Genomic DNA, 22,958 nt, shown 5'->3' with positions numbered 1-22,958 from the left:
CTGGTGAACGATTGTTACAACGAGAGGCTGACGAACGGCTCCGATCATGGCGGAATTGCGGCTTGAGAGCGAGCCGCCGTTTCGTTTCGATACGGGTTGATGCGATCCTATCACTGGACAGCTTTGACAAACTTCGGCCGAAATGAACGTCATCATTTTGCAGTGCAGCACACTTGCTGCGCCTGTCATTCACCCCTAGATGCGCTGGGGCGAAAACATAAATTCGCGTATCTCAAGGGAGAGACTATGGCGACCTTCACGATCATCATCCCCTTCTATCAGCGCGAGGACGGCATTCTCAGCCGCGCCTTGGAGTCGGTCTTCTCGCAAAGCTACACGGATGTTGATGTCATCGTCGTCGACGACCAGTCACCACGTTCCCCAGATGCGGACCTCGCTCTTTTGTCGGAGGAGAACAGGGCGCGCGTGACAGTGATCGCCCAACCGAACGCCGGGCCTGGCGGCGCCAGAAACACTGGCCTCGATCATGTGCCGAAGGCGACGCGATACGTTGCCTTTCTCGACTCCGATGATGTCTGGACTCCCGATCACCTGGAGAACGCAGCCAAGGCGATGGAGGCCTTCGGGGGCGACTGCTACTGGGCGTCGATCGAAGGCGGCGAGGAGTTTGACTATCACTTCGGTATCGCCGCTCTCGAGAAAGAGGAGGGAGCGCGGCGCCTGCTGGACAAGCCGCTGATCCTGGACGTGCCGGATCTTGCCGGCGTCATGCTGAAGAACTGGGCCTTCCTGCATATGTCCTGCATGGTCATCGGTCGGCCGCTGTTCGAGAAGGTCCGTTTCGACGCCGCCTTGCGATTGGCCGCCGAGGACGTCCTGTTCTTCTGCGATTGCATCATTGCGGCGAAACAGGTGTTGCTCTGCGCGGAGCCGGGTGCGCTGCGCGGCGAGGGCATCAACATCTTCCACGGCGTCGACAACGCCTCACCGGAATTTCTCAAGCAGCAATTCATCACCTGGATGGCGCTTGACCAGCTGGAAAGCCGGTTCTCCCGCCGGCCGCAGGAGGTCGAAACCATCAAGAAACACAAGAATACGGCGCGAAGGCAGGCCATCTGGAGCCAGATCGGCCTGCTGCGCCGGCGCAAGACGCCAGATTTCAGATTGCTTGCACGATGGGCGGCACGCGATCCCCGTTTGTTGGGAAGTGCGCTGCAGCTGGCTGCTGCGAAGCTCTCGAAGTAGTCGATTCCCGGTTATTTTGCCGGGGCGCTCAAAAGATATCGTAGGCCATTGCCCGGCGCCGTGACGGAGACGCCGCCGGGGTTGCGCAGGCGTTCCGTCTTGTCGGCAAGGATGCCCGTCGCAATCGCGGGGAAGGCTCCTGGGTTCCCAGCAACGTAGGCGATCGCTGCTAGCGGCCCTGCCTGGCCCTTGATATCGAGGAACCGCCGCAGCTCATATTTGCCGCGTACATGCCGCTCATGCCGGCGCACGGCTTCCGCCGCCTGTGGGGGCAACTTCACCGACTTCAGGAGCGTGCGATCGGCCTCATACAAGCGGCGCAAATCCTCGGTGCGATGGCGTCCGCTGAGCGAGTCGCCGCGCACGACCGCGCCGTAGCCGCAGCTGTGGATCACCTTGTAGCGCGCGCCGAGCGCCAAGGCCCGGATGTAGAGATCGTAGTCTTCGCCGAGCCGCATTTCTTCACGGTAACGCAGGCCGTGCTTATCCAGAAAGGCGCGTCGCATGACCGGCTTGAGGAAGCCGATCTCGCCGCGGCGGACACCGCGCTTTGAAATGTTGCCGTCAACGAAGGTAGGCAGGTCGAGGAAGAGCGGATTTTCGGCGAATTGCTGGAGCCGCCCCGGCGCCAGGCTTGCCGCATCGGCATCGACGAAGGCGATGTTGTCGGCAACGAATTCCCAGTCGTCTTCTGCAAGCATGCGGCGAAAGCGACCTGCGAAAAAGAAATCGTCCGCATCCAAGATTGCGATCAGTGGCGCCGAAGAGATTGCGATGGCGTGGTTGCGGGCGGCCGACGGCCCTTTGTTTTGGTCGAATCTGACAACGTTCAACCTGCCGCTGGCGTCGTCGGCCCGCCTTGCGGTTCCCGCCGTGTCATCGCTGGAGCCGTCATCGACAACGACGACTTCGGCCACTTCAGGCTCTTGAAGGGCCGATCTAACGGCAGTTTCGATGGTGTCTGCTGCGTTCTTGGCAGCGATGATGACGCAAATGTTTGCGGTTTTTGCCACGCGTGACCTCCGTTGTTTCGCCCAACAACTAAGACGTCAAAATGTGGCGGACAACGGTCCGCTCTTCAAATGATGTTACGAACGGGATGCTCTTCATGCCGGGAAGGCATGGCAATGCTTCGAATCGAAGAGGCTTAGCGGTTGAAAGGTTCAGAACCCTTGAATGGCGACACAGGCAGCTTTTCCGTCTCTTCGCGCCTCACTGAGGGGCGAATCGTGCGGCTCCTGCTCTCCTTCCAGACGAGGTATAAGACGCCGCCGAAATAACCGATTTGAAGCAGGACGGCAGAGATTGCCGTCTTGACTGCGGTCCCGGTGAGAGAACCGCTCAACCAATACGTCGCGACAGCAAATACGGCCAATGCGCCGAGCATGCTGAAGATAACGCGAGGTGCATACATCTGTTGCCTCCTCCATCGGAGCTTCGTTCAATGTACAATCATTGAAGACGAAAGCGCCACCAGGATCCTTCCTAGGATAATGTTTTACAGGACTTCCTGTTTCAACTGAAGGTCTGGAGACGTTTTTTTGCGTCTGCGAGAGGCGTAGTACAGCCACGATCTTAAAGGTTTCTTCCGGCTATTGGTAAAAATGCCACGCACTGCCGCCGCCGCATCGCTTTCTCGAAAGATGATTAAAAAACATTGCGTCCATCGGTAGTTGCGCACAATTTGGCAATACACGCTCCTATTAGTGCCACAATGTATGCGGTGTGGGGTGCGTTCGGAGTGCTTTCTGTTCAACTTTTATTACAAAGTTTTAATTTCAAACGGTTAGCTGGTGCAGCGCAAAATGCATGGTGCAATGCAATAGGTGGCTCCTTTTTGCAAATAGAAACCGGGCCTTTCTCAGAAGCCGACAGTGGAAACCAGCAATTGCCGGCACCCCGCCCTGACGTCCTAGACTTCAGTATCTTTGGCTCGGATAGCAATGCCAGAGACTTTTATTGGTACACGCAGAGATTAGTTCGAAATCGCCAAAGAATTGTATGATTGTTTCAGCAGAGTCTTAAAAACAAAAAAGTTGAACGGCGGCTCCAAAAACATGCCGTAACGCCACGGTCTTAAAATTGTGGCTTAAAAAAACAAAATCACCTCATACACTTCGAATTCGTCAGCGCTAGCTAAGCGGCCTGAGCCTACCCGACCAAACGGCAAACATAAGTGGAGTTACCTCTATGAAGTCTGCGACGAGATCGGACAGTTCGCCATTTTATGGCGTAGTTCATCAGAGCGTGTTTCCGCCGACTGGCGGGATCGCGAAACGGGCATTCGACATGTCCGCCGCCTGCCTCGGGCTCATCTTTCTGAGCCCGCTTTTTTTGATGGTGATGTTGCTTGTGAAGCTCTCGGACAAAGGACCGATCTTCTATGGGCATCGCCGCATCGGCCATAACGGCCAGGAGTTCCGTTGCCTGAAGTTTCGGACAATGGTCACCAATGGTGACAAGGTTCTGCAGGAGCACCTGCGCAACAATCCGAAGGCCATGGAAGAGTGGCGTGCAACGCGCAAACTGCAGGATGACCCCCGGGTCACTGCCGTGGGTGCCGTTCTACGCAAGTTGAGTCTTGATGAGCTTCCCCAGCTCTTCAATATCATCCGCGGCGAAATGAGCGTCGTCGGTCCGCGTCCTGTCGTTCGAGACGAACTCGAAATGTACGAGAATTCGGCCGTCTACTATCTGCAATCTCGCCCTGGCCTGACGGGCCTGTGGCAGATCAGCGGACGCAATGACGTTTCTTACGCAACTCGCGTCGCCTTCGACACACACTACGTCGAAAACTGGTCGCTGGTTCGGGATGTCGTGATCATCGCACGCACAATTCCGGCGGTATGCGCTCAACGCGGCAGCTACTAAGCCGCATCTCAAAAACCAAACAGTACTGCGCGGCAACGCCTTGCGGCTTGTCGTGCCGAGACACGGGGAAGGTAATGGAAAAACGCTTTCTTGACGGCAAGGCCGGACGATTTCGCACGCTAAGATCCGGTGTTGTTGTCGCAGCCGGACTTGGTGCTTTTCTGGCGTCTTCATCGCTTGCTGCTGCCGACGACTACCGTCTTGGTATCATGGACAAGCTGAAGATTCGGGTGGCCGAGTGGCAGACCGCGGATGGCAGCATCCGCGACTGGTCGGTCGTCAGTGGGGACTACACGGTCGGGCCTTCAGGAAGCATTTCCTTGCCTTTCGTCGGAGACATGCCTGCTTCGGGCAAAACGACTGACGCAATCGCCCAGGAGATCGGCACGGCTCTGCAGAAGCAATTTGCTCTGAAGGACCGTCCATCTGCCTCGGTCGAGCTCTCGGAATTCCGGCCGGTTTATCTGTCCGGTGACGTCGAAAAGCCCGGTGAATACCCGTTTGCGCCGAATCTGACGATCATCAAGGCCGTGAGCCTTGCCGGCGGTCTGCGCCGTGCAGACGCCGGGCAACGGTTCGCCCGTGACTTCATCAATGCAAAGGGTGACGCGGTCGTCTACATGGCAGACCGTGCACGCCTATTGGTGAAGCAGGCGCGGCTGCGGGCCGAGATCGCCAACCAGGATACGATTGACATGCCGAAGGAGCTTCAGGACAAGCCGGAGGCGAAGCCCCTGCTTGACAGCGAAACGGCTCTCATGAACACCCGCAGGAAACGCCTGACGCTGCAGCTTCAGGCGCTTGCCGACCTCAAGCAGTTGCTCCAAAGCGAAGTCGAGACACTTGCCAAGAAGAGCGAAACCCAGACCCGGCAGTTGCAGCTGGCGACTGAGGATCGCGATAAGGTCGAAGATCTTGCGGAGAAGGGCCTTGCGTTGAGCGCCCGCAAGATGGCCGCTGAACAGCGGGCAGCTGATACCGAGGCGACGCTCCTCGATATCGATACCAATTCGCTGAAGGCCAAGCAGGACATCAGCAAGGCCAACCAAGACGAGATCACGCTTCGGAACGACTGGGATGCACAGCTATCCCAGGAGCTCCAGAATGCCGACGCTCAGCTCGACGAACTCAATCTCAAGCTCGAAACCAGCAACTCGCTGATGGCGGAGGCGTTGACGCAATCGACCGATGCCGCCCGTTTTGACACCAGCACCGGGGCTGCGAGCATCGCCTATTCAATCGTCCGCGAAGTTGACGGCAAGGCGAAGGAGATTCCGGTTCAGGAAAATACTGCGCTCCTGCCCGGCGACCTGATCAAGGTCACTGCCGGACTGGCGATGAGATAACGAGGCCGCAATGCGGATCGCAAAATCGGCGCTCATTCAGCCAGGCGGGAACGCGGCTTATGCCATTCCCGCCGTGGCACTGTCACTTTTTTGCTTCGCCTACTCGATCAAGTTCGGGCAGGTGGCGATCCTGCTTTACTATGCGCTCTGGCTGCCGCTGATCGCCGTCGACTACAAGAAGGTGCTCGGCAGTCACGGTCGTTACCTCTGGATCTACGCCTTCGCCGCGCTCGCCTTCCTGTCGGTGTTCTGGTCTGCCGTTCCAAGCATCTCTGTGCGAGCCAGCATTCAGTACCTGACGCAGGTCATCTGTGCGCTGATTGCGGTGCGGGTGCTCGACGTCAGGACCCTGACGGTCGGCATGATCGCCGGCGTCGGGATCGTCCTCATCTATTCGTTGTTGTTCGGCTACTACGAGTACGATCCGCTGGACGGAACCTTCAGTTTCGTGGGGGCCTTCGCCTCAAAGAACCAGCTCGGCTTCTACGCGTCGCTGGGGTTGATCGTCTCGTTCGCAGCCGTCTTCATCTTCGGCGAGAGACGCCTCTGGATGGCTGCGTCCGGCATCGTTGGACTTTTGTCCGCCTATTGCCTCATCGCCTGCCAATCGGCGACATCCGTGCTGACCACGGCTGTCGTGCTGGCCTTGATGATGGGATTGCATGTCGTCCTCGCACTGACGCCTGATCACCGAAAACTGCTGGTCGTCGGCGGCGGCGTCGCCGTTATCGTTCTCGCCGTTGCCGGCGTTTATCTCGGAGCGGTCGACGCCGTTCTAGGCATCTTCGGCAAGGATTCGACGCTGACCGGGCGCACCTATCTCTGGCAACAGGGGATCGAGGCGGCAAAACAGAATCCGATCTTCGGCATCGGCTACCAGGCCTATTGGGTCCAGGGCTTCTCCGAGCCGGAGCGGCTGTGGGAAGAGTTCTTTATCGGGTCGCGGAGCGGCTTCCATTTCCACAACACCTATATCGAAACGGCCGTCGAACTGGGCCTCGCGGGCGTCTTTATCCTCGCGGCGATGCTGCTGCGGATCCTCTGGGGGCATTTGCGGCGCGTCATCGAGGATTTCAGGAATGTTGAATCCTATCTGCTTTTCTCGATTGCTGTCCTGCTGACGATCCGCTCCTTCGTCGAGATTGATATTCTGACGCCATACAACGTCGGGACGTTTCTTTTCTACTTCACCGCTGGAAAGCTGGCGACTGCGCGTCGACTGCCGGCGGTGAGCTCTTGGCGACACCACAAGTTGCCTGAGCCCATCGCTCAATAACGCCATAACATTTCGACCGGCCTGACCGGCTCCCCGAGGAAACCGATGAAGACACTTTACGGCATCCAATATCTGCGCGCCTTTGCGGCACTTGCCGTCGTGGTCTTCCACGCTGCCGAAAAGACCGGTGAGCATTTTGCAATCGGTGCCGCTGGCGTTGATGTTTTCTTCGTGATCAGCGGCTTCATCATGTGGGTCATCAGTGATCGCCGCCCGATGACACCCCAAGGGTTCCTGCTCGATCGCATTAGGCGTATCGCGCCCTCCTACTGGCTGGTGACGAGCGTGATGATCGCCGGCGCTGTGGTCGGCCTGTTCCCGAACCTGAAGCTGACCGGCGCCCACATCCTTGCCTCGCTGTTCTTCATTCCGGCCCTGTCGCCAAGCACCGGCGACATCTGGCCGGTCCTCGTCCAGGGTTGGACGCTGAGTTTCGAGATGTTCTTTTACGTGTTGTTTGCTGGGGCGCTTTTCCTGCCACGTCGCTGGCGGCTGCTGTATCTAACGGCGATCTTCGGTGGCTTTTTCCTGATCGGCCTTCTCTTCGAGCCGGCGTCGCCGGTGCTCAAAACCTATACCCGGCCGATCATTCTGGAATTCCTCGGAGGCGTCTTCATTGCGGAATTGTGGATCAAGCGGTGGATCGCAGGAACTAGCCTGGGGCTTGCTTGTGTCGGTGCCTCGCTCTCCGGCTTTGCGACGATTTTCCTGATCGGTGCCGATTTCGACGAAACGATCTGCGGGCCGCTCGCCATGGCGCTGGTCTACGGCATGGTGTCGCTCGAGACAGATGGCAGCATTGGCCGTGTGCCGCTTCTCACGTATCTCGGCGATGCGTCCTATTCGATCTACCTCTGGCACACGCTGGCGATCTCGGTGATCGTCAAGGCTGCCGGCATGATCGGGTTGTCGACCACGTCGACGATCGGGCTCGCCGCTGTTGGCGGAACGGTTCTCGGAGCGGCAGCCTACGAGCTTGTCGAGAAGCCGCTCCGGAAGATCCTGTCGTCAGACCTGCTCAAACAGAACGTGGTCGAGCGGCGCCCTTCATGAAGAAGTCCCGGTGGCAGCCTCCTCGGAGGGTTGCGCGGCTTCGGTCTGCGCAACAGCAGGCTTTTTCCGGCGCCCGCGCAGCACGACGTAGAAAACGGGCGTCAGGAACAGGCCGAAAATCGTTACGCCAAGCATCCCTGAGAAAACGGCCGTCCCGAGTGACTGACGCATTTCGGCTCCGGGGCCGGTGGCGATCGCGAGCGGCAATACGCCGAAGATAAAGGCGAACGCCGTCATTAGGATCGGGCGCAAGCGAAGATGGCTGGCCTCCACTGCGGCCTCCACCGGCGATTTGCCTTCCTCTTCCGCCTGCCGGGCGAACTCGACGATCAGAATCGCGTTCTTGGCGGCAAGACCGATGAGGACGATCAGACCGATCTGCGTCAGGACGTTATTGTCCATTCCCCTCAACCAAACACCGATCAGAGCAGCGAGCACGGCAAGTGGAACGATGAGGATGATGGCCAGAGGCAACACCCAGCTTTCATATTGCGCCGCCAGAGCCAGGAAGACGAAGACCACCGACAGAATAAATATGTAAATCGCCGTGTTTCCGGTGTGGGTTTCCTGGTAGGCCAGTTCCGTCCATTCGAACGTGGTTCCCGGTGGCAGGATCTTTGCCGCCAGCGCTTCCATCTTCTTGATGGCATCGCCGGTCGATGTGCCCGGCGTCGGATTTCCCTGCAGCGGCACCGAAACGTACATGTTGTAACGCTGGACAAGCGCCGGGCCGCTTGCATCCTTGATCTCCATCAGGGTTCCGAGGGGCACGAGCGCACCTGTCGCCGACCGGACCTTCAGGGCAAGGATGTCGTCTCGGTCCATGCGGTATTGTCGGTCGGCCTGAGCCCTGACCTGGTAAACGCGGCCGAACGCATTGAAATCGTTCACATAGGAAACGCCGAGATTGATCGACAGGGCGTTGAAGATATTGGGGATCGGCACGTTCAGGAAGCGCGCCTTATCACGGTCGATCTCGAGGAAGTATTGCGGGCTGGCGTCCGAGAAGGTTGTGAAGACGCCGGTCAGCCCCTCAGTTGTGGCGGCGGCGCCCATCATCTGCCGCGCGAGTCCAAGCGCGCGGGTCATGTCGGCGTTTTCAAGATCGGAAACCTGCATCTTGAAGCCGCCAGAGTTGCCGACGCCTCGTACCGAGGGCGGTGGGATGGCGATGATAAAGGCCTCCTGGATGCTCTGCAGCTTGCCGAAGAGTTCTCCGATAATCTTGTTTGCGGTCTCGCCGCCTTCCTCGCGTTCGGCGAAAGACTTGAACGGAACGAAGACCACACCCGCATTCGAGGCATTCGTGAAGGTCGCACCGCTGAAGCCAGCAAACTGGACGGCGTTGCCGACGCCGGGAACTTGCCGGGCGATGTCGCCGACCTGCTTGACGACGGCATCGGTACGCGCGAGCGAGGCGCCATCGGGAAGCTGTATGACGATGATTGCGTAACCCTGGTCCATGGTCGGAATGAAGCCCGAAGGGACTTTAGTGCCCATGTACCACGTTGCTCCCAAGAGCCCTGCGAAGACGAGAAGCGAGCAGGTCAGCCCCACCCAGCTGCTGACGAGATGCCGGATGATCCATGAGTAGCCGGCACTCATTCGATCGAAGCCGTGGTTGAAGCCGTTGGCCAGGCTGCGCACGAAACGCGTTGCTATGCTGACACGCTTGGTTTCGTGGTCATGGCTTTTCAGCAGGATCCCGGCCAGCGCTGGTGAAAGCGTCAGGGAATTCAACGCCGAGATTGCCGTGGTGACCGAGATCGTAACCGCGAATTGCCTGTAGAACTGGCCAGATATGCCCGGAATAAAGGCCGTCGGTACGAACACGGCGATAAGGACCAACGAAATCGCAACGACCGCGGTGCCGACTTCATCCATGGTGACATGAGCCGCTTCCTTCGGAGACATCCCGCGCGCCAGATTGCGTTCGACGTTCTCCACCACGACGATCGCATCGTCGACGACGATACCGATGGCAAGCACGAGACCGAACAGGGTCAGCATGTTGAGGGAGAAGCCGAATGCCAGCAGCACCGCGAAGGTGCCGATCAGCGATACCGGTATTGCAACGATCGGAATGATCGCCGTGCGCCAGGATTGCAGGAAGACCAGCACGACAATGGCCACCAGAATCGCCGCTTCGGCAATGGTTCGATAGACCTCCGCAATCGAATCCGAGATGAATTCGGTCGTGTCGTAGACGATCCGATATTCCAATCCCGGCGGGAAATTCTGCGAGATGTCCTTCATGATCGCCTGGACCTGATGCGCGGTATCCAGTGCATTGGTTCCGGGCCGGGCGAAGACACCGAGGGCAACGGCCGGATCGTTGTTCAGATAGCTATTGGTGACGTAGTCTTGCGCGCCGAGCTCGATACGAGCGACATCCTGCAGCGCGACCAGCCGGCCGCTGGCGGTTGATTTAACAATGACATAGCGAAATTGGCGGACATCGGAAAAACGTCCCTCGGTGCGCACCGTGTATTCGAACGCATTCTTGCCGGTAACGGGAGGCGCGCCGATCTTGCCGCCAGATACCTGGACGTTCTGGTCGCGGAGCGCTGCGACAACGTCATCCGATGTCATCTGATAGGCGGAGAGTTTTTCCGGATCGAGCCAGATTCGCATCGAATATTGGCGCTCGCCAAAGATCTGTACGTCACCAACGCCATCTAGACGAACGAGAACGTCGCGGATGCGGTTGCGCGCGTAGTTCGAGACGTAAAGCTGGTCGTAGCGGTGCGACGGTGACAGCAGATGCACGACCATCATCAGGTCGGGAGAACTCTTGTCTGTGGTGACACCGAGCCGCTGCACCTCTTCGGGAAGGCGGGGCAAGGCGATCGAGACGCGGTTCTGGACAAGAACCTGCACCTTGTCCAGGTCGGTGCCCAGCTTGAAGGTAATCGTCAGCGACATGGCGCCGTCGGCGCTGGAATAGGAGGACATATAAAGCATGTCCTCGACGCCGTTGATCTGCTGCTCGAGTGGCGTTGACACGGTGTCGGCGATAGTCTGCGGGTCGGCGCCGGGATAGGACGTGCGTACGACGATAGTCGGTGGTGCGATCTCCGGGTACTGAGATACCGGCAATTGCGTATAAGCAATGCTGCCGACGACGAGGAAGACGATCGAGATGACGGCCGCAAAGATCGGCCGGTCCACAAAGAAATGGGCAAATCTCATTGGCCGCTCTCCGGGACCGGGGAATCGGGCGGCGTATCGCGCCGTTCTTGCGGCAGTTCTATCATCTTCGGCGTGATCGTTGCGCCGGGCCGGACGCGCATCAGGCCATTGACGACGATCGTCTCGGTGCCGTCGAGGCCTTCGCGAATGACCCGATAGCCGTAGATTCGCGGACCCGGCCGTACCGGCATAGTCGAAACCTTGCCGTCGGTGCCGACGACAAACACGACGCGCTCATTCTGGTCGGAGCCGATCGCTTCGTCGGGGACGAGGACGGCTTTATAGGTATTGGAGGCCGCGACCTGGATGCGCCCAAACAGGCCAGGCTGAAGCACGAGATCCGGGTTGGCGAAGCGGGCGCGAAGCCGGATCGTGCCGCTCTGGTTGTCGATCCTGTTCTCCGCAAAGTCGAGCTTTCCCGTGAAGGGCTTGGCGTTCGGGTCGCTGATCGTCACCGTCACGTCGACGCCTCCGCCGCCCTGCTGAAGCACCTGGCCCTTCCTGCGAGCAGTGTCAGCGAAATTCAGGAGCCGGCGCTCGTCGACATCGAAATAGAAGTCGATCGGGTCGAGTGAAACGATTGTCGTCAGTACCGATTGGTCGGCTTGAACCAGGTTGCCGATCGAGATCAGGCGGCGATCGATACGGCCGCTCAAGGGTGCCGTGATTTTGGTATAGTCCATATCGAGAGCAGCACGGTCGGCAGTCGCCTGGGCACCGCGGACGTTCGCCTGCGACGAAAGCCATTCCCGGCGACGGTCGTCCAAAGTAGAGACCGACTGGCTGCCGCTGGTCGCCAGCGACTCCGCGCGCTTGAACTGCGCTTCAGCATAGGTCTGTGTGGACTTGGCCACCTCCAGCGCAGCGTTTGCCTCATTAAGCGCAGTGATGAAAGGCCGCTGATCGATGACGAAAAGCAGGTCGCCTTCTTTGACAACGGCGCCGTCCGTGAAATGCACTTCCTGCAGGTAGCCGCCGACGCGAGAACGGACAGACACCTCATCCACCGGTTCGAAGCGGCCGATGAATTCATCGTTGTCGACGACATCGCGCACGACAGGCTTGGCAACGGTGACGGGTGGGGGAGGCGGGGCACCCTGGGCGACTGCGCTTGCTGCAGGCAAAAGGATCATGCTGCTCAGCAAAAGCATGTTTCTAATTGAGAAAGGCATAGCAGTCTCCCAATTTGGGCCGCTGCCAGCGAGCCCACTATGTCGATAAGATAATGCGTGTCACGTCTTGCTGCGTCCGAGCGAAAAAGCGTCGCCCGTATCGATATTCTGCACCTGAGCGCCATTCTGGGCGCGTGGACGATCTGCGATTGCTAGAAAAGAATAATGCGGAGACCCGCTAAGTACCTGTAGGACGTATATAAACTGCCTCCGGCAGAAATTGCAAATGCCGACCGGTTGCAATTTCACGGGCTGCTGGAAGCCATGCGTGTAAGTCCGACCAGAATGCTGGTGCGGCATTTTGCTCGCAACACACGATTTCGTGGCCGACAGACTTGTGCAGCGCACACGCTTAATATATCTGAGCGTATTATAAGTGTGCTTACAATTGGCGCGAATATCAATGAACGGCAATCCCACTCTCGGCTTTCTGCTGCACGACGTTGCACGGCTGCTTCGCAAGCGGTTCGAGCAGCGCGCGCGTTGCCTTGGGCTGACGCGGTCGCAGTGGCAGACGCTCGCCTATCTCCGCAGCAATGAGGGAATCCACCAGGGCGGACTTGCCGAGATCCTGGAAATCGAACCGATCACGCTGGTCCGCATTCTCGACAAGTTGGCCGATCGTGGTCTCATCGAGCGCCGCCAGCATCCGACTGACCGCCGCATCTGGCTTCTCTATGTGCGCGAGGAAGCGCATCCGCTTCTGGCCGAGATGCGTCAACTGGGCGACCTGACACGCGGCGAAGCTTTTGATGGCATCCCTTCCGAGCAGCGCGATCAGCTGTTCGGTATCCTAACCGCAATGAAGACGAACCTAGCGCAGGCTTGCCGAACCCCGGTAGCCGAAGATGAGACAAAACATGGCTGAGAAGTCCTCCCTGCGCGTCGTAGCAGACGCAAATGCCAAGAACCCAGTTGAAGAAAACGAGGCTTCCCCCCGCGGGGAGACGGTAGCCGAGGCGCCTTCATCCAATTCAGCGCCCGCTACTGCAGTGGCTGCGCCCGGCGGCACACAGGTCCGCCGCCGGCGCAGTCTCACGCGGCCCGTTCTCTTCGCCCTGCTGCCGGTCGCGCTCGTCGTCGGTGGATACTACTATGTCAACGGCGGTCAGATCATGTCGACCGACAATGCCTATATCCAGGCCGACATGGTGGGGCTGACGACCGACGTTTCCGGTATCGTCGACCAGATCAACGTGCATGAGAACGAAGCGGTGAAGAAGGGCCAGGTGCTCTTCAGCCTGCAGCAGGATGCCTTCAAGATCGCGCTTGAAGGCGCTGAGGCGCAGCTTGGCACCGTACGCAACCAGATCCTGAACATGCAGGCCAGCTACCAGCAGTCTCTTGCCGAGATCACCCAGGCGGAAGCCGACATTCCCTACTATCAGACCGAGTTCGATCGGCAGCAGAGCCTGCTGAACAGCTCTGCCGCGACGCGGACCGCCTATGATCAGGCCAAGCACAATCTCGACGCCGGCCGCCAGAAGGTCGCCGTTGCGAAGGCCGAGGCAGCAGCAACGCTGGCGCAGCTCGGGGGCAATGCCGATCAGCCAGTGGACCAGAACCCGCTTTACCTCGAGGCCAAGGCGAAGGTCGATGACGCTCAGCGCCAACTCGACCACAGCGTCGTCAAGGCGCCGTTCGACGGCGTCGCGACGAACGTCAACTCGCTGCAGCCGGGCTCCTATCTGCAGGCGTCGACACAAGCCTTCTCGCTGGTTTCGGACAACAATCTCTGGATTGCGGCGAGCCCCAAAGAAACCGAGCTGACCTATGTGAAGCCCGGCCAGCCAGTGACGATCTATGTCGATACCTATCCGGGCGTCGAGTGGAAGGGCAAGGTCGAGAGCATCAGCCCGGCCTCCGGTTCCAGCTTCTCGCTGTTGCCGGCGCAGAACACGACCGGCAACTGGGTAAAGGTCGTGCAGCGTATTCCCATGCGCGTCAGCATCGATGACGCTGCCGGCAAGCCGCCGCTTCGCGTCGGCATGAGCACGGTCGTCGACGTCGATACGGGTCGCGCCCGCGGTCTTCCGGATTTCGTTTCCAAGCTTTTGGGCCGCTCAGGCGGCAAGGACCATGAGTAACGCTGCATCATCTCCGGCTACCCCGGTTGCCAACCGCGGCGCGATCACGGCCTGCGTCATCCTGGCCGTCATCATGCAGGCGCTGGATACGACCATCGCCAACGTCGCGCTGCCCTATATCCAGGGGAGCGTCTCGGCGAGCGCCGACCAGATCAACTGGGTGTTGACTTCCTACATCGTGGCGGCTGCGATCATGACGCCGCCGTCGGGCTTTCTCGCCGCCAAGTTCGGGCGCAAGCGGGTGTTGCTGGCGGCGATCGCCGGCTTCGTCTTCGCCTCCGTCCTGTGCGGCCTTGCGCAATCGCTGAACCAGATCGTCGCCTTCCGCCTGTTGCAGGGCCTGTTCGGCGCGTCTCTGGTTCCCCTCTCTCAGGGCATCCTCCTCGACATTTATAGTGTCGAGGAGCGCGGCTCGGCCATGGCCTTATTTGGCGTCTCGGTCATGGTCGGGCCGGTCCTGGGACCTGTCATCGGCGGCTGGCTGACCGACAACATCAGCTGGCGCTGGGTGTTCTATATCAACGTCCCGATTGGTGCGCTGGCATTCGCTGGCATCGTGATCTACGTCACGGAAACGAAGCTGGACGCGTTGGCGAAGCTCGACTGGTTCGGGTTCGGGATGATGAGTCTCGGCATCGCGTCGCTGCAGCTGTTTCTCGATCGCGGCGAACAGCTCAACTGGTTTGCATCGGGCGAGATCATGATCGAGGCAATCGTCTGCGCCGCCGCCTTTTACCTGCTGATCGTGCATACGCTGACGGCGGAGAAGTCCTTCGTGAATCCGCGGCTGTTCCTTGACCGGAACTTCGCGGTGAGCATGCTCTTTATCTTCGTGATCGGCATAACCTATCTCGCCTCCCTGGCGCTGATGACGCCATACCTGCAGACGCTGATGGGCTACCCCGTCATCACAGCGGGCATCGTCATGGGGCCGCGTGGGCTTGGCACTATGCTTTGCATGTTCATCGTCGGCAAGCTGATCGGCAAGGTTGATACGCGCCTGCTCCTGGTGCTGGGTCTCGGTCTGACAGCCTGGGCGATGTACGACATGACCGGCTGGACGCCCGATGTCTCACAGTGGACGATCGTGTCGGTCGGCTTCATTCAGGGCGCCGGGCTTGGCTTCCTGTTCGTGCCCCTGACGACGATCGCCTTCTCGACGCTGCCCGCGCACATGCGCGGCGACGGTACCGGCCTCTACAACCTGTCGCGTAACATCGGCTCGAGCGTCGGCATCTCGATCGTTTCGGCGCTGCTGGTGGAGAACGCCCAGGTCAATCATGAGAACATCGCCGCTTATGTGACGCCGTTCAACCGCGCCTTCGAGGCAGCGGCGGCGCAGGGGATGAACCCGCTGACCGCAGCCGGTCGCGCGGCGCTCAACGAAGTGATCACCCTGCAGTCGACGATCATCGCCTATATCGACGATTTCAAGCTGCTGATGCTGATGTCGCTTGCGGTCATTCCGCTTGCGCTGCTGCTGCGCAAGCCGAAGGTAGCGCCTGTGATGGACCACAGCGCCGTCATGGAATGATGCTCAGCGAAACGGTTTGCTGAGATAGCGAGACCCGGAGATGCCGAAGCGCCAAGGTGCTTCGGCATTTTTCGTAATGCCTATGCGTTTGCCGGCGACAATCTCGACGGGGGCGGAAGGGGCGATCGAAAAGGGCGGCTCGTCGAGGAGCCTGTCGTTCAGGGACAGATCGATGCCGAGCGCCTGGCAGAGCTTGCCAGGGCCGCTGCAGAGTTGGGTCAACGCATCGTTGTTGCGCCGGTCGATCATGGTCGCGATGCCGGCTTCCGGCTCGAGTGCGCGGATCAGCACGGCGGAGCCCGTCGTGCACACGAAATTTACGCACCAATGCATGCCGTAGATACGGTAGATGTAGACGTTGCCCGGTTTGCCGAACATCGCGCCGTTGCGCGGTGTAGGGCCGCGGAAGGCATGCGAGGCTGCATCGTCGGGGAAATAGGCTTCGGTTTCGGTTATGCGACCGCCGACATCACCGACACGGAGATGGCAGCCAAGCAAATCACGGGCAACAGCAATCGCATCGCGTTCGAAAAAGCGCGTGAGATCAGGGCCGGTGAGGGGAGCGGCGCCGATCGCACCGGCGGCATGTGTCATCTGGTTCAGGCTTTCGATCGCTCGGACACTCTAGTGGCCGACCTTCGGGTCGTGCGCGGAAATCGATGATCCGGTGACCGATACGGGATCGCTGGCGGGGAAGGTGTCCTCGAGGCCTTCCTCCAGTTCCTCTTCCAGTAGTGCGGCATCCTTGCCGCGTGCTCCGTCGACCTGCGAACTCTGTAGCGTTGCGGCAAGCAGCGCCCTTGCGCGAGTAATCGCGTTGTCGCTCGTCAGTCCGGGAGAGGCTGCAGCATAGAGCGTGACCGATATGTTGTTGCCGGACTGATCCGTAAAGATGACAACGAAGCCGCCGTCCTTCGGATGTACGGTGACGTCTGTGATGGCCATGGAAATCTCCGGGTTCTGACAGTTGCTCCAAGTGAAACGCTTTTCGCTAGGATTGTCGAGCAAAGACCTTCACCAGCCAGTCGATGAAAACGCGAACGCGCGGAGAGAGCTGCCTGTTTCGCGGATAGAGCAGGGAGACGGGTGTCTCCGTCGGCGGAAAATCCGGCAGCACATGAACCAGCGTGCCATCGAACAGATCCTTCTCGGCATGATACCGCGGCACCTGAATGAGACCGAGGCCGAGCCGGGCTGCCGACATGAAGCTTTCGGCGGCGTTGACGGTGACCGGCGCCGGCAGGGTGACGTTGTGGATATTGCCGCCGACGAGGAATTCCAGGGGCAGGACACCACCCGTCGCGGTCGAGCGAAAGCCCACCATGCGATGACCGTCGAGCCTGTCGGGATGCTCGGGCACACCATGCTTTTCAAGATAGCCGGGAGACGCCAGCGTGATCTCTTCCAGCATGGCGACGCGTCGCGCCACCATGTCGCTGTCCTGGGGAACGCCGACGCGCAGCACGCAATCGATGCCTTCGCGGACGACGTCGACCAGCCGGTCACCCTCGCTCATGTAGAACTCGATATCGGGATAGGTCTCGAGGAAGGACGGAAGACTTGGCAGCACGAAATGGCGGGCAAGCGTGCCATGCACGTCGACGCGCAGCATGCCTTTCGGCTTGGCGCCGGCGAAGGCGCCCTCTGCGTCCTCGATGTCGGCGAGTATGGAAAGACAGCGCTGGTAGTAAGCTTCGCCATCAAGCGTGGGGCTGACATGGCGCGTCGTTCTCTGCAGCAATCGTACGCCGAGGCGGGCTTCCAGCTGCTTAACCGCATCCGTGACCGTGGAGCGCGGAAGGCCGGTGTCCTCGGCGGCGAGCGTGAAGCTCCGCCTCTCCACGACGCGGGAAAACACCCGCATGGCATCGAATCTGTCCATCTTGTTTGTTCGTTATGTCCGGATAGTGATGCCGAATAATGGCTGATTATCCGCTATTCGAAAAGTGGCATCTTCTCCTCATCCAAAACGCGGCGAGCCGCACCCAGTGAAGGAGAAAGGTAATGAGCAACAACGAGAACAAGGTCGCACTGGTCACAGGCGCATCGAGGGGCATCGGTGCCGCAATCGCCGAACGGCTGGCCAGGGACGGTTTCACCGTCGTCGTCAACTATGCCGGCAACGCAGCACTCGCCGAGGCGCTGGTGGAAAAGATCGAGCAGAGCGGCGGCAGGGCGTTGACGGCTCAGGCCGATGTCAGCGATCCCGCAGCCGTCCGCCGCATGTTCGATGCTGCGGAAGCAGCCTTCGGCGGTGTTGATGTGCTGGTCAACAATGCCGGCATCATGCAGCTCTCGTCGATTGCCGATGCCGACGATGCCAATTTCGATCGCCAGGTCAGCGTCAACCTGAAGGGCACCTTCAACACTCTGCGCGAAGCCGCAAAGCGTCTGCGCAACGGCGGCCGCATCATCAACTTTTCGACGAGCGTCGTCGGTCTGAAGCTTGAAAACTACGGCGTTTACGCCGCGACCAAGGCGGCTGTCGAAACGCTGACGGCGATCATGTCGAAGGAAATGCGTGGTCGCGAAATCACCGTGAACGCAGTGGCTCCGGGGCCGACAGCGACCGACCTTTTCCTCGATGGCAAGTCGGATGAACTGATCGCCCGCATGGCCAAGATGAATCCGCTGGAGCGCTTGGGGACGCCCGAGGATATCGCCGCTTCTGTTTCGTTCCTGGCAGGCCCCGATGGTTCCTGGATCAACGGTCAGGTGCTGCGCGCCAACGGCGGCATCATCTGACTCCAGCCTTGCAGCGGCGGGGTCGGCCCGGCGCCGATCTCCCGCATCAGACGTCATCAGTCACTTCTCGAAGGAATAGGACAATGGAAAAGCAGGTCATCGTCATTACTGGAGCATCCAGCGGCTTCGGCGCTCTCACCGCCCGTACACTCGCCAAGGAAGGGCACATCGTCTATGCCGGCATCCGCGATACGGCGGGCCGCAACGCAAAGGCCGTCGCCGATATCGCAACGTTCTCGGGGGACAACAAGGTCGATCTCCGCTCAGTCGAGCTCGATGTCGTCTCGGATGCTTCCATCGCAGCCGGAATTGCCAAGGTGCTCGAAGAGGCGGGTAGGCTGGATGTCATCATCCACAATGCCGGTCATATGTCCTTCGGACCGGCCGAAGCATTCACGCCGGAGCAATATGCCGAGCTGTTCGACATCAACGTGCTATCGACGCAACGGGTGAACCGCGCCGTGCTTCCCCATATGCGCAAGCGGGGCAAGGGGCTTGTCGTCTGGGTGTCTTCTTCCAGCACGCGCGGCGGCACGCCGCCCTATCTCGCACCCTATTTCGCGGCCAAGGCGGCGATGGACTCGGTTGCCGTTTCCTATGCGTCCGAGCTTACTCGCTGGGGCATCGAGACCGCGATCATCGTGCCCGGCGCCTTCACCAAGGGCACCAACCACTTCGCGCATTCCGGCTCGCCGGCTGATGCGGCGCGCGCGGCCGAATACAACGACGGACCTTACAAGGGTGTGCCGGAGCAGGCGCTGCAGGGGCTTGCTGCGCTCGAACCTATTGATGCCGATGCCGGTTCGGTTGCGACGGCAATTGCAGAGGTTGTCGCGATGCCTTTCGGCAAGCGTCCGTTCCGTACCCATGTCGATCCGTCCGAAGATGGCGCCGAGGTGGTCAATGGTGTTGCTGATCGTGTTCGCGCCGAAATGTTCCGGCGGATCGGGCTGGAAGATCTCCTCAAGCCAGCTGTTCACTAGTCGTGATATTTGCCATTGTTCCGTTTTTGCGAACCTGCTGTGCAGGAATCAGCACTTAACAAACGGCAAAAAGCAGGCTTATATTTGTGATGTAAGGGCGACTGGAAGACCTCCAACTCCGGGCGCCAACCTCAGATACCGGCCGAGCCATTTCCCTGGTGGCGCGACGAGGTCTGAAAGGAATTTGAAGACAGACAGTTGCGGCCCGTCGAAGGAACTCCCTTCCGGGCCGCAACTGCGTCACGCATCGTTCAACTTCGCATCCGAGAGCAGTTTCACCAGCCAGTCGACGAAGACGCGGACCTTGTTGCTGAGGTGCCGATTCGGCGGATAGACGATGTAGAGAGGAAGGGGTTCGCGGCTCCATTCCGGCAGGATTTCCACGAGGTCGCCCTTGGCCAAGGCGTCGCGGATCATGAAGCGCGGCAGTTGAGCAATGCCGAGCCCCCTCAATGCCGCTGTCACGAAGGTCCGGCTGTCGTTGACCGATAGCAGGTAGCGCGGATTGATCTCCAGATCCTCATTGTCCTTGCGGAATTCGAAGGGAAGCGTCCTGTTCGTCTGGGCGCGGAAGTAACTTACTGAATAGTGGTCGTTTTCCAGCTCTTCCGGACGGGCGGGAACGCCGAATTTCTCGATGTAAAGTGGCGCTGCGCAGGTCACCAATTCAACCTCTGATACGCGTCTCGCGATTAGTGACTGGTCGGCCGGCGTGCCGCCGCGAAGGGCGCAGTCGACGTTCTCCGCGAGGTAGTCGACGGTGCGGTCGCCGACGCCGAGATCGACACGAATATCAGGATATTTCTGGTAGAAATCGCAAAGTGCGGGCACGACGATCCAGTCGGCGAAGGCGCCTGCCATTTCGACGCGCAAGCGGCCGGTCGGCAGGCCCTGGGAGTTCGAAAGGCTGCCGTCCAACTCCTCGAGTTCGGAGACGATCTGCGCCGCTCGCTCATAGTAGAGTGCGCCATCGGTCGTCACCATGACGCGGCGTGTGGTGCGGTTGAGAAGCTTGGTGTGCAGGTGCGCTTCAAGCCCCTGAATGAGATTGGTCACCGTCGCCTTGGGCATGGCGAGTGTGTCGGCGGCCCGTGTGAAATTGCCCGTCTCTACGACGCGGATGAAAGCGCGCATTGCCGAGAGCTGGTCCATCGGAAATCACCTAAGCAGGTTGCACTGCGGTATTGTTCGAAATTCGGAACAGTGTAATTGCTCTATCGCTTCTTATTCCGACAATGGAATAACAATATGTTTTCTTCAGAAATTGCAAGCCGTCTTGGCTCGCAATACGTTATGTGGGTCAGACGCGAGCCGAAACGATGACGGTGCAGGTGAAAGACATAGTGATGGAAAAGGTGGCCACTGGCCCCGTTTCCGCACGCGTCTATCAGGGCGCCGAGTTCGGCAAGGGGTCGCCGATCGTGCTGTTTTTCCACGGCGGTGCTTTTCTGCAGTCGGGCGTTAGGGACAGCGTGGTTGCCGAGAGCCTGGCGAAAGCGGGCGCCATCGTCGCCGTGCCCGACTACAACGCCCCACTTGGCAACGTCTTTCCGAAGCCGCTCGAAGTCGGCTACTCTGTTTTTTCCTATCTCGCCAACAAGCGGGCGTCCGGCATTGGCGATCGCAATTCGTTGCTGATCGTTGCTGGCGAAGAGGCGGGCGGCAATATTGCTGCCGGTGTCGCTTTCAAGGCGCGAGACCATTATGCGGATGCGCTCGATGGCCAAATTCTGATTTCGCCACTGCTTGATCCTTTCATGGGTACGTCGTCGATCCGCAAGGCGGACGGCATCGGTATGCGTCAGCGCTGGGCCGAGGGCTGGAGTCATTATCTCAGCGGCGGCGGTTGTCATCCCTATGCGGCGCCGTGTCTCTGTTCGCGGATTTCAGGGGTCGCGCCCGCGCTCGTTCTGACCGCAGAAGATGATCCACTTCGCGACGAAACGCTCGGTTACGCAGACCGCCTGAAACAGGCTGGCGTTCCAGTTCGCCGGAATGTCCTCCCCGCCGGGGCAGGCTGGCCGTTGCTTTATGGCGGGAAGTGCGAACAGGCACCGAATTGGGAACGGACGATCACGGACCAATTCGAAAGCTTCGTTCGGGATATTAGCAGCCAACCTATTGCATTGAAGACGAACTGATTGAATTCGGCCACTGAGAGAGGGCCGTAAGGAGAGTACCAATGACGTCCAGTAAAAAGCGCTGGGCCCTTGTGGGCGCCGGCTTGGGACTTGCTGCGTCCGTTTCGGCCGCAGCCATCTTTTTCGAACTGCCGATGAGCACGACTGCAACGGCGGCTTCCACACCTGCGCAGGCTCCCGCTGTGCCGGTCACGGTTGCCGTCGTCGCCAGCCGTGACGTCACGACATGGCAGGAGTTTTCGGGGCGGCTTGAGGCCGTCGACCGCGTGCAGGTCCGTTCACGTGTAGCCGGCGCCGTCCAGTCCGTGCACTTCCGCGAAGGCGCGCTGGTCAAGGCCGGCGATCTGCTCTTCACCATCGATCCGGAGCCCTACCAGGCGGCGGTTTCGCAGGCTGAAGGACAGACTGCCTCTGCCGAGGCCAAGGTCAATCTTGCTCAGATCGAGCTGGAGCGTGGCCGCAGGCTTTCCGACAACAAGACGATTTCGCAAAGCGATTTCGACCAGCGGCAGAATGCCTTCACCGAGGCGCAGGCCGGTCTCCGCACCGCCCAGGCGGCGCTTCGCTCGGCACAGCTTGAGCTCGGCTACACCGAGGTCCGCGCCCCGGTTGCCGGCCGTGTCGGCAAGATCGAGGTGACGGTCGGTAACCTCGTTGCCGAAGGCAGCGCATCTCCCGCGTTGACGACGCTCGTGTCCGTCGATCCGATCTACGCCAGCTTCAACGCCAGCGAAGAGATGGTGACAAATGCGCTTGCCCAGCTTCCTGCTGGCGACGGTGCCGTTCCCGCTGTCGAGCAGATCCCCGTCGAGGTCGGCACGCTCGCCGACCAGGGCACGCCGATCAAGGGCAAGCTGCAGCTGATCGACAACCAGGTTGACGCTGCCAGCGGCACGATCGGCGTTCGCGCCGTCTTCGACAATCCCGGCGGCAAGCTGATCCCCGGCCAGTTCGTCCGCGTCCGCATGGGCGAGCCGAAGGCCGAGAACAAGATCCTGATCAGCGACCGCGCGATCGGCACCGACCAGGACAAGAAGTTCGTGTTCGTCGTCGATGCCGAAAACAAGGTCAGCTACCGGCCGGTCCAGCTCGGCCCGTCGGCGGATGGCCAGCGCATCGTCGAAAGCGGTCTTGCTGTCGGCGACAAGATCGTCGTCAACGGTCTGCAGCGTATCCGTCCGGGTGCAGTGGTTGCACCACAGGCGGAAGAAAAAGTCGCGACGGCTCAGTAAGTCGAAGCATCCGGAGCGTCCCGGCGCTCCGCGTTAATTCCGAAATGACCCGACCCACCGGCGGCCTCCCAACCGCCGGAGAGGGTCGTTGCATCCAAAATTTCATCCCGGAGAGGGCTT

Annotated in this window: 20 protein-coding genes; 12 read left to right on the top strand and 8 right to left on the bottom strand. The window is 59.9% G+C overall.

What is annotated here, in order from left to right; all coding sequences use genetic code 11:
* The first annotated feature begins 246 nt into the window (after window positions 1-246).
* Window positions 247-1,206 (top strand): glycosyltransferase family 2 protein, encoded by a 960-nt coding sequence (locus FHX16_RS09410; protein ID WP_183755553.1) that lies wholly within the window; start codon window positions 247-249, stop codon window positions 1,204-1,206.
* 11 nt (window positions 1,207-1,217) lie between these two features.
* Here the strand turns inward: FHX16_RS09410 and FHX16_RS09405 are convergent, their stop codons facing one another.
* Window positions 1,218-2,219, bottom strand: coding sequence for a glycosyltransferase family 2 protein (locus FHX16_RS09405; RefSeq protein WP_183861614.1), 1,002 nt, complete (start codon window positions 2,217-2,219; stop codon window positions 1,218-1,220).
* Window positions 2,220-2,353: 134 nt separating this feature from the next.
* Window positions 2,354-2,620, bottom strand: coding sequence for an exopolysaccharide production repressor protein (locus FHX16_RS09400; RefSeq protein ID WP_183755555.1), 267 nt, complete (start codon window positions 2,618-2,620; stop codon window positions 2,354-2,356).
* A 776-nt stretch (window positions 2,621-3,396) separates the two neighbouring features.
* Between FHX16_RS09400 and FHX16_RS09395 the strand changes: the two genes are divergently transcribed.
* From FHX16_RS09395 to FHX16_RS09380, 4 genes are all read left to right on the top strand, one after another.
* Complete coding sequence (locus FHX16_RS09395; RefSeq protein ID WP_114713575.1) at window positions 3,397-4,077, top strand: sugar transferase; 681 nt, start codon at window positions 3,397-3,399, stop codon at window positions 4,075-4,077.
* A 74-nt stretch (window positions 4,078-4,151) separates the two neighbouring features.
* On the top strand, window positions 4,152-5,423 hold the full coding sequence (locus tag FHX16_RS09390) for a polysaccharide biosynthesis/export family protein (protein WP_183861612.1): 1,272 nt from the start codon (window positions 4,152-4,154) through the stop codon (window positions 5,421-5,423).
* 10 nt (window positions 5,424-5,433) lie between these two features.
* Window positions 5,434-6,699 (top strand): O-antigen ligase, encoded by a 1,266-nt coding sequence (locus tag FHX16_RS09385; protein ID WP_183861610.1) that lies wholly within the window; start codon window positions 5,434-5,436, stop codon window positions 6,697-6,699.
* A gap of 45 nt (window positions 6,700-6,744) precedes the next feature.
* Complete coding sequence (locus FHX16_RS09380; RefSeq protein WP_183861608.1) at window positions 6,745-7,752, top strand: acyltransferase; 1,008 nt, start codon at window positions 6,745-6,747, stop codon at window positions 7,750-7,752.
* On the opposite strand, the gene FHX16_RS09375 is transcribed toward FHX16_RS09380, so the two are convergent.
* Together FHX16_RS09375 and FHX16_RS09370 are read right to left on the bottom strand one after the other, a co-directional pair.
* The gene (locus FHX16_RS09375; protein WP_183861606.1) at window positions 7,747-10,944 is read right to left on the bottom strand and encodes an efflux RND transporter permease subunit; all 3,198 of its coding nucleotides are present in this window, start codon (window positions 10,942-10,944) and stop codon (window positions 7,747-7,749) included. The two genes, FHX16_RS09380 and FHX16_RS09375, sit on opposite strands and share 6 nt — an antisense overlap.
* Complete coding sequence (locus FHX16_RS09370; protein ID WP_183861604.1) at window positions 10,941-12,116, bottom strand: efflux RND transporter periplasmic adaptor subunit; 1,176 nt, start codon at window positions 12,114-12,116, stop codon at window positions 10,941-10,943. The genes FHX16_RS09375 and FHX16_RS09370 overlap by 4 nt, the downstream gene beginning before the upstream one ends.
* A 403-nt stretch (window positions 12,117-12,519) precedes the next feature.
* On the opposite strand from FHX16_RS09370, the gene FHX16_RS09365 reads away from it, so the two are divergent.
* From FHX16_RS09365 to FHX16_RS09355, 3 genes are read left to right on the top strand one after another with little or no spacing between them, the layout of a single operon-like run.
* Entirely contained in the window at window positions 12,520-12,984 is a 465-nt protein-coding gene (locus tag FHX16_RS09365) for a MarR family winged helix-turn-helix transcriptional regulator (RefSeq protein ID WP_259127216.1), read from the top strand.
* Window positions 12,977-14,203 carry an HlyD family secretion protein gene (locus tag FHX16_RS09360; RefSeq protein ID WP_259127213.1) on the top strand — a complete coding sequence of 409 codons (1,227 nt, stop codon included), beginning with the start codon at window positions 12,977-12,979 and terminating at the stop codon, window positions 14,201-14,203. The genes FHX16_RS09365 and FHX16_RS09360 overlap by 8 nt, the downstream gene beginning before the upstream one ends.
* Window positions 14,196-15,737 (top strand): DHA2 family efflux MFS transporter permease subunit, encoded by a 1,542-nt coding sequence (locus tag FHX16_RS09355; RefSeq protein ID WP_259127210.1) that lies wholly within the window; start codon window positions 14,196-14,198, stop codon window positions 15,735-15,737. The genes FHX16_RS09360 and FHX16_RS09355 overlap by 8 nt, the downstream gene beginning before the upstream one ends.
* A 3-nt stretch (window positions 15,738-15,740) precedes the next feature.
* On the opposite strand, the gene FHX16_RS09350 is transcribed toward FHX16_RS09355, so the two are convergent.
* The 3 genes from FHX16_RS09350 to FHX16_RS09340 are packed head-to-tail and all read right to left on the bottom strand — an operon-like array spanning window position 15,741 to window position 17,619.
* Window positions 15,741-16,331 (bottom strand): DNA-3-methyladenine glycosylase, encoded by a 591-nt coding sequence (locus tag FHX16_RS09350; protein WP_259127185.1) that lies wholly within the window; start codon window positions 16,329-16,331, stop codon window positions 15,741-15,743.
* Between the two features lie 30 nt (window positions 16,332-16,361).
* Window positions 16,362-16,682: a hypothetical protein gene (locus tag FHX16_RS09345; RefSeq protein WP_040674664.1), complete on the bottom strand. Its 321-nt coding sequence runs from the start codon at window positions 16,680-16,682 to the stop codon at window positions 16,362-16,364.
* A gap of 46 nt (window positions 16,683-16,728) precedes the next feature.
* Complete coding sequence (locus FHX16_RS09340; RefSeq protein WP_183861596.1) at window positions 16,729-17,619, bottom strand: LysR family transcriptional regulator; 891 nt, start codon at window positions 17,617-17,619, stop codon at window positions 16,729-16,731.
* Window positions 17,620-17,741: 122 nt separating this feature from the next.
* Between FHX16_RS09340 and FHX16_RS09335 the strand changes: the two genes are divergently transcribed.
* Window positions 17,742-18,482, top strand: a complete 741-nt coding sequence (locus tag FHX16_RS09335) for an SDR family oxidoreductase (RefSeq protein ID WP_259127182.1) — start codon at window positions 17,742-17,744, stop codon at window positions 18,480-18,482.
* An 83-nt stretch (window positions 18,483-18,565) separates the two neighbouring features.
* Complete coding sequence (locus FHX16_RS09330) at window positions 18,566-19,465, top strand: SDR family oxidoreductase (RefSeq protein WP_183861592.1); 900 nt, start codon at window positions 18,566-18,568, stop codon at window positions 19,463-19,465.
* A gap of 240 nt (window positions 19,466-19,705) precedes the next feature.
* Here FHX16_RS09330 and FHX16_RS09325 read toward each other — a convergent pair whose 3' ends face one another.
* Complete coding sequence (locus FHX16_RS09325; protein ID WP_183861590.1) at window positions 19,706-20,617, bottom strand: LysR family transcriptional regulator; 912 nt, start codon at window positions 20,615-20,617, stop codon at window positions 19,706-19,708.
* Window positions 20,618-20,784: 167 nt separating this feature from the next.
* Here FHX16_RS09325 and FHX16_RS09320 point away from each other — a divergent pair, with 167 nt between their 5' ends.
* Both FHX16_RS09320 and FHX16_RS09315 read left to right on the top strand, forming a co-directional pair.
* Window positions 20,785-21,606 (top strand): alpha/beta hydrolase fold domain-containing protein, encoded by an 822-nt coding sequence (locus tag FHX16_RS09320; RefSeq protein WP_183755569.1) that lies wholly within the window; start codon window positions 20,785-20,787, stop codon window positions 21,604-21,606.
* A gap of 41 nt (window positions 21,607-21,647) precedes the next feature.
* Window positions 21,648-22,838, top strand: coding sequence for an efflux RND transporter periplasmic adaptor subunit (locus tag FHX16_RS09315; RefSeq protein ID WP_183861589.1), 1,191 nt, complete (start codon window positions 21,648-21,650; stop codon window positions 22,836-22,838).
* Window positions 22,839-22,958: the final 120 nt, after the last annotated feature.

Origin of the sequence: Rhizobium sp. BK661 (genome assembly GCF_024808825.1) — a bacterium.
In the GTDB taxonomy this organism is placed as follows: domain Bacteria; phylum Pseudomonadota; class Alphaproteobacteria; order Rhizobiales; family Rhizobiaceae; genus Rhizobium.
The sequence above is the reverse complement of the archived record's forward strand: the minus strand, read 5'-3'. Positions and strand labels throughout refer to the sequence as shown.

Bases quoted from the DNA above. Each gene is read 5' to 3' on its own strand.
- FHX16_RS09375 (WP_183861606.1), bottom strand. From the start codon at position 10,944: ATGAGATTTGCCCATTTCTTTGTGGACCGGCCGATCTTTGCGGCCGTC.
- FHX16_RS09335 (WP_259127182.1), top strand. From the start codon at position 17,742: ATGAGCAACAACGAGAACAAGGTCGCACTGGTCACAGGCGCATCGAGG.
- FHX16_RS09315 (WP_183861589.1), top strand. From the start codon at position 21,648: ATGACGTCCAGTAAAAAGCGCTGGGCCCTTGTGGGCGCCGGCTTGGGA.
- FHX16_RS09380 (WP_183861608.1), top strand. From the start codon at position 6,745: ATGAAGACACTTTACGGCATCCAATATCTGCGCGCCTTTGCGGCACTT.
- FHX16_RS09370 (WP_183861604.1), bottom strand. From the start codon at position 12,116: ATGCCTTTCTCAATTAGAAACATGCTTTTGCTGAGCAGCATGATCCTT.
- FHX16_RS09350 (WP_259127185.1), bottom strand. From the start codon at position 16,331: ATGACACATGCCGCCGGTGCGATCGGCGCCGCTCCCCTCACCGGCCCT.
- FHX16_RS09360 (WP_259127213.1), top strand. From the start codon at position 12,977: ATGGCTGAGAAGTCCTCCCTGCGCGTCGTAGCAGACGCAAATGCCAAG.
- FHX16_RS09325 (WP_183861590.1), bottom strand. From the start codon at position 20,617: ATGGACCAGCTCTCGGCAATGCGCGCTTTCATCCGCGTCGTAGAGACG.
- FHX16_RS09365 (WP_259127216.1), top strand. From the start codon at position 12,520: ATGAACGGCAATCCCACTCTCGGCTTTCTGCTGCACGACGTTGCACGG.
- FHX16_RS09385 (WP_183861610.1), top strand. From the start codon at position 5,434: ATGCGGATCGCAAAATCGGCGCTCATTCAGCCAGGCGGGAACGCGGCT.
- FHX16_RS09340 (WP_183861596.1), bottom strand. From the start codon at position 17,619: ATGGACAGATTCGATGCCATGCGGGTGTTTTCCCGCGTCGTGGAGAGG.
- FHX16_RS09390 (WP_183861612.1), top strand. From the start codon at position 4,152: ATGGAAAAACGCTTTCTTGACGGCAAGGCCGGACGATTTCGCACGCTA.
- FHX16_RS09330 (WP_183861592.1), top strand. From the start codon at position 18,566: ATGGAAAAGCAGGTCATCGTCATTACTGGAGCATCCAGCGGCTTCGGC.
- FHX16_RS09320 (WP_183755569.1), top strand. From the start codon at position 20,785: ATGACGGTGCAGGTGAAAGACATAGTGATGGAAAAGGTGGCCACTGGC.
- FHX16_RS09345 (WP_040674664.1), bottom strand. From the start codon at position 16,682: ATGGCCATCACAGACGTCACCGTACATCCGAAGGACGGCGGCTTCGTT.
- FHX16_RS09355 (WP_259127210.1), top strand. From the start codon at position 14,196: ATGAGTAACGCTGCATCATCTCCGGCTACCCCGGTTGCCAACCGCGGC.
- FHX16_RS09410 (WP_183755553.1), top strand. From the start codon at position 247: ATGGCGACCTTCACGATCATCATCCCCTTCTATCAGCGCGAGGACGGC.
- FHX16_RS09400 (WP_183755555.1), bottom strand. From the start codon at position 2,620: ATGTATGCACCTCGCGTTATCTTCAGCATGCTCGGCGCATTGGCCGTA.
- FHX16_RS09395 (WP_114713575.1), top strand. From the start codon at position 3,397: ATGAAGTCTGCGACGAGATCGGACAGTTCGCCATTTTATGGCGTAGTT.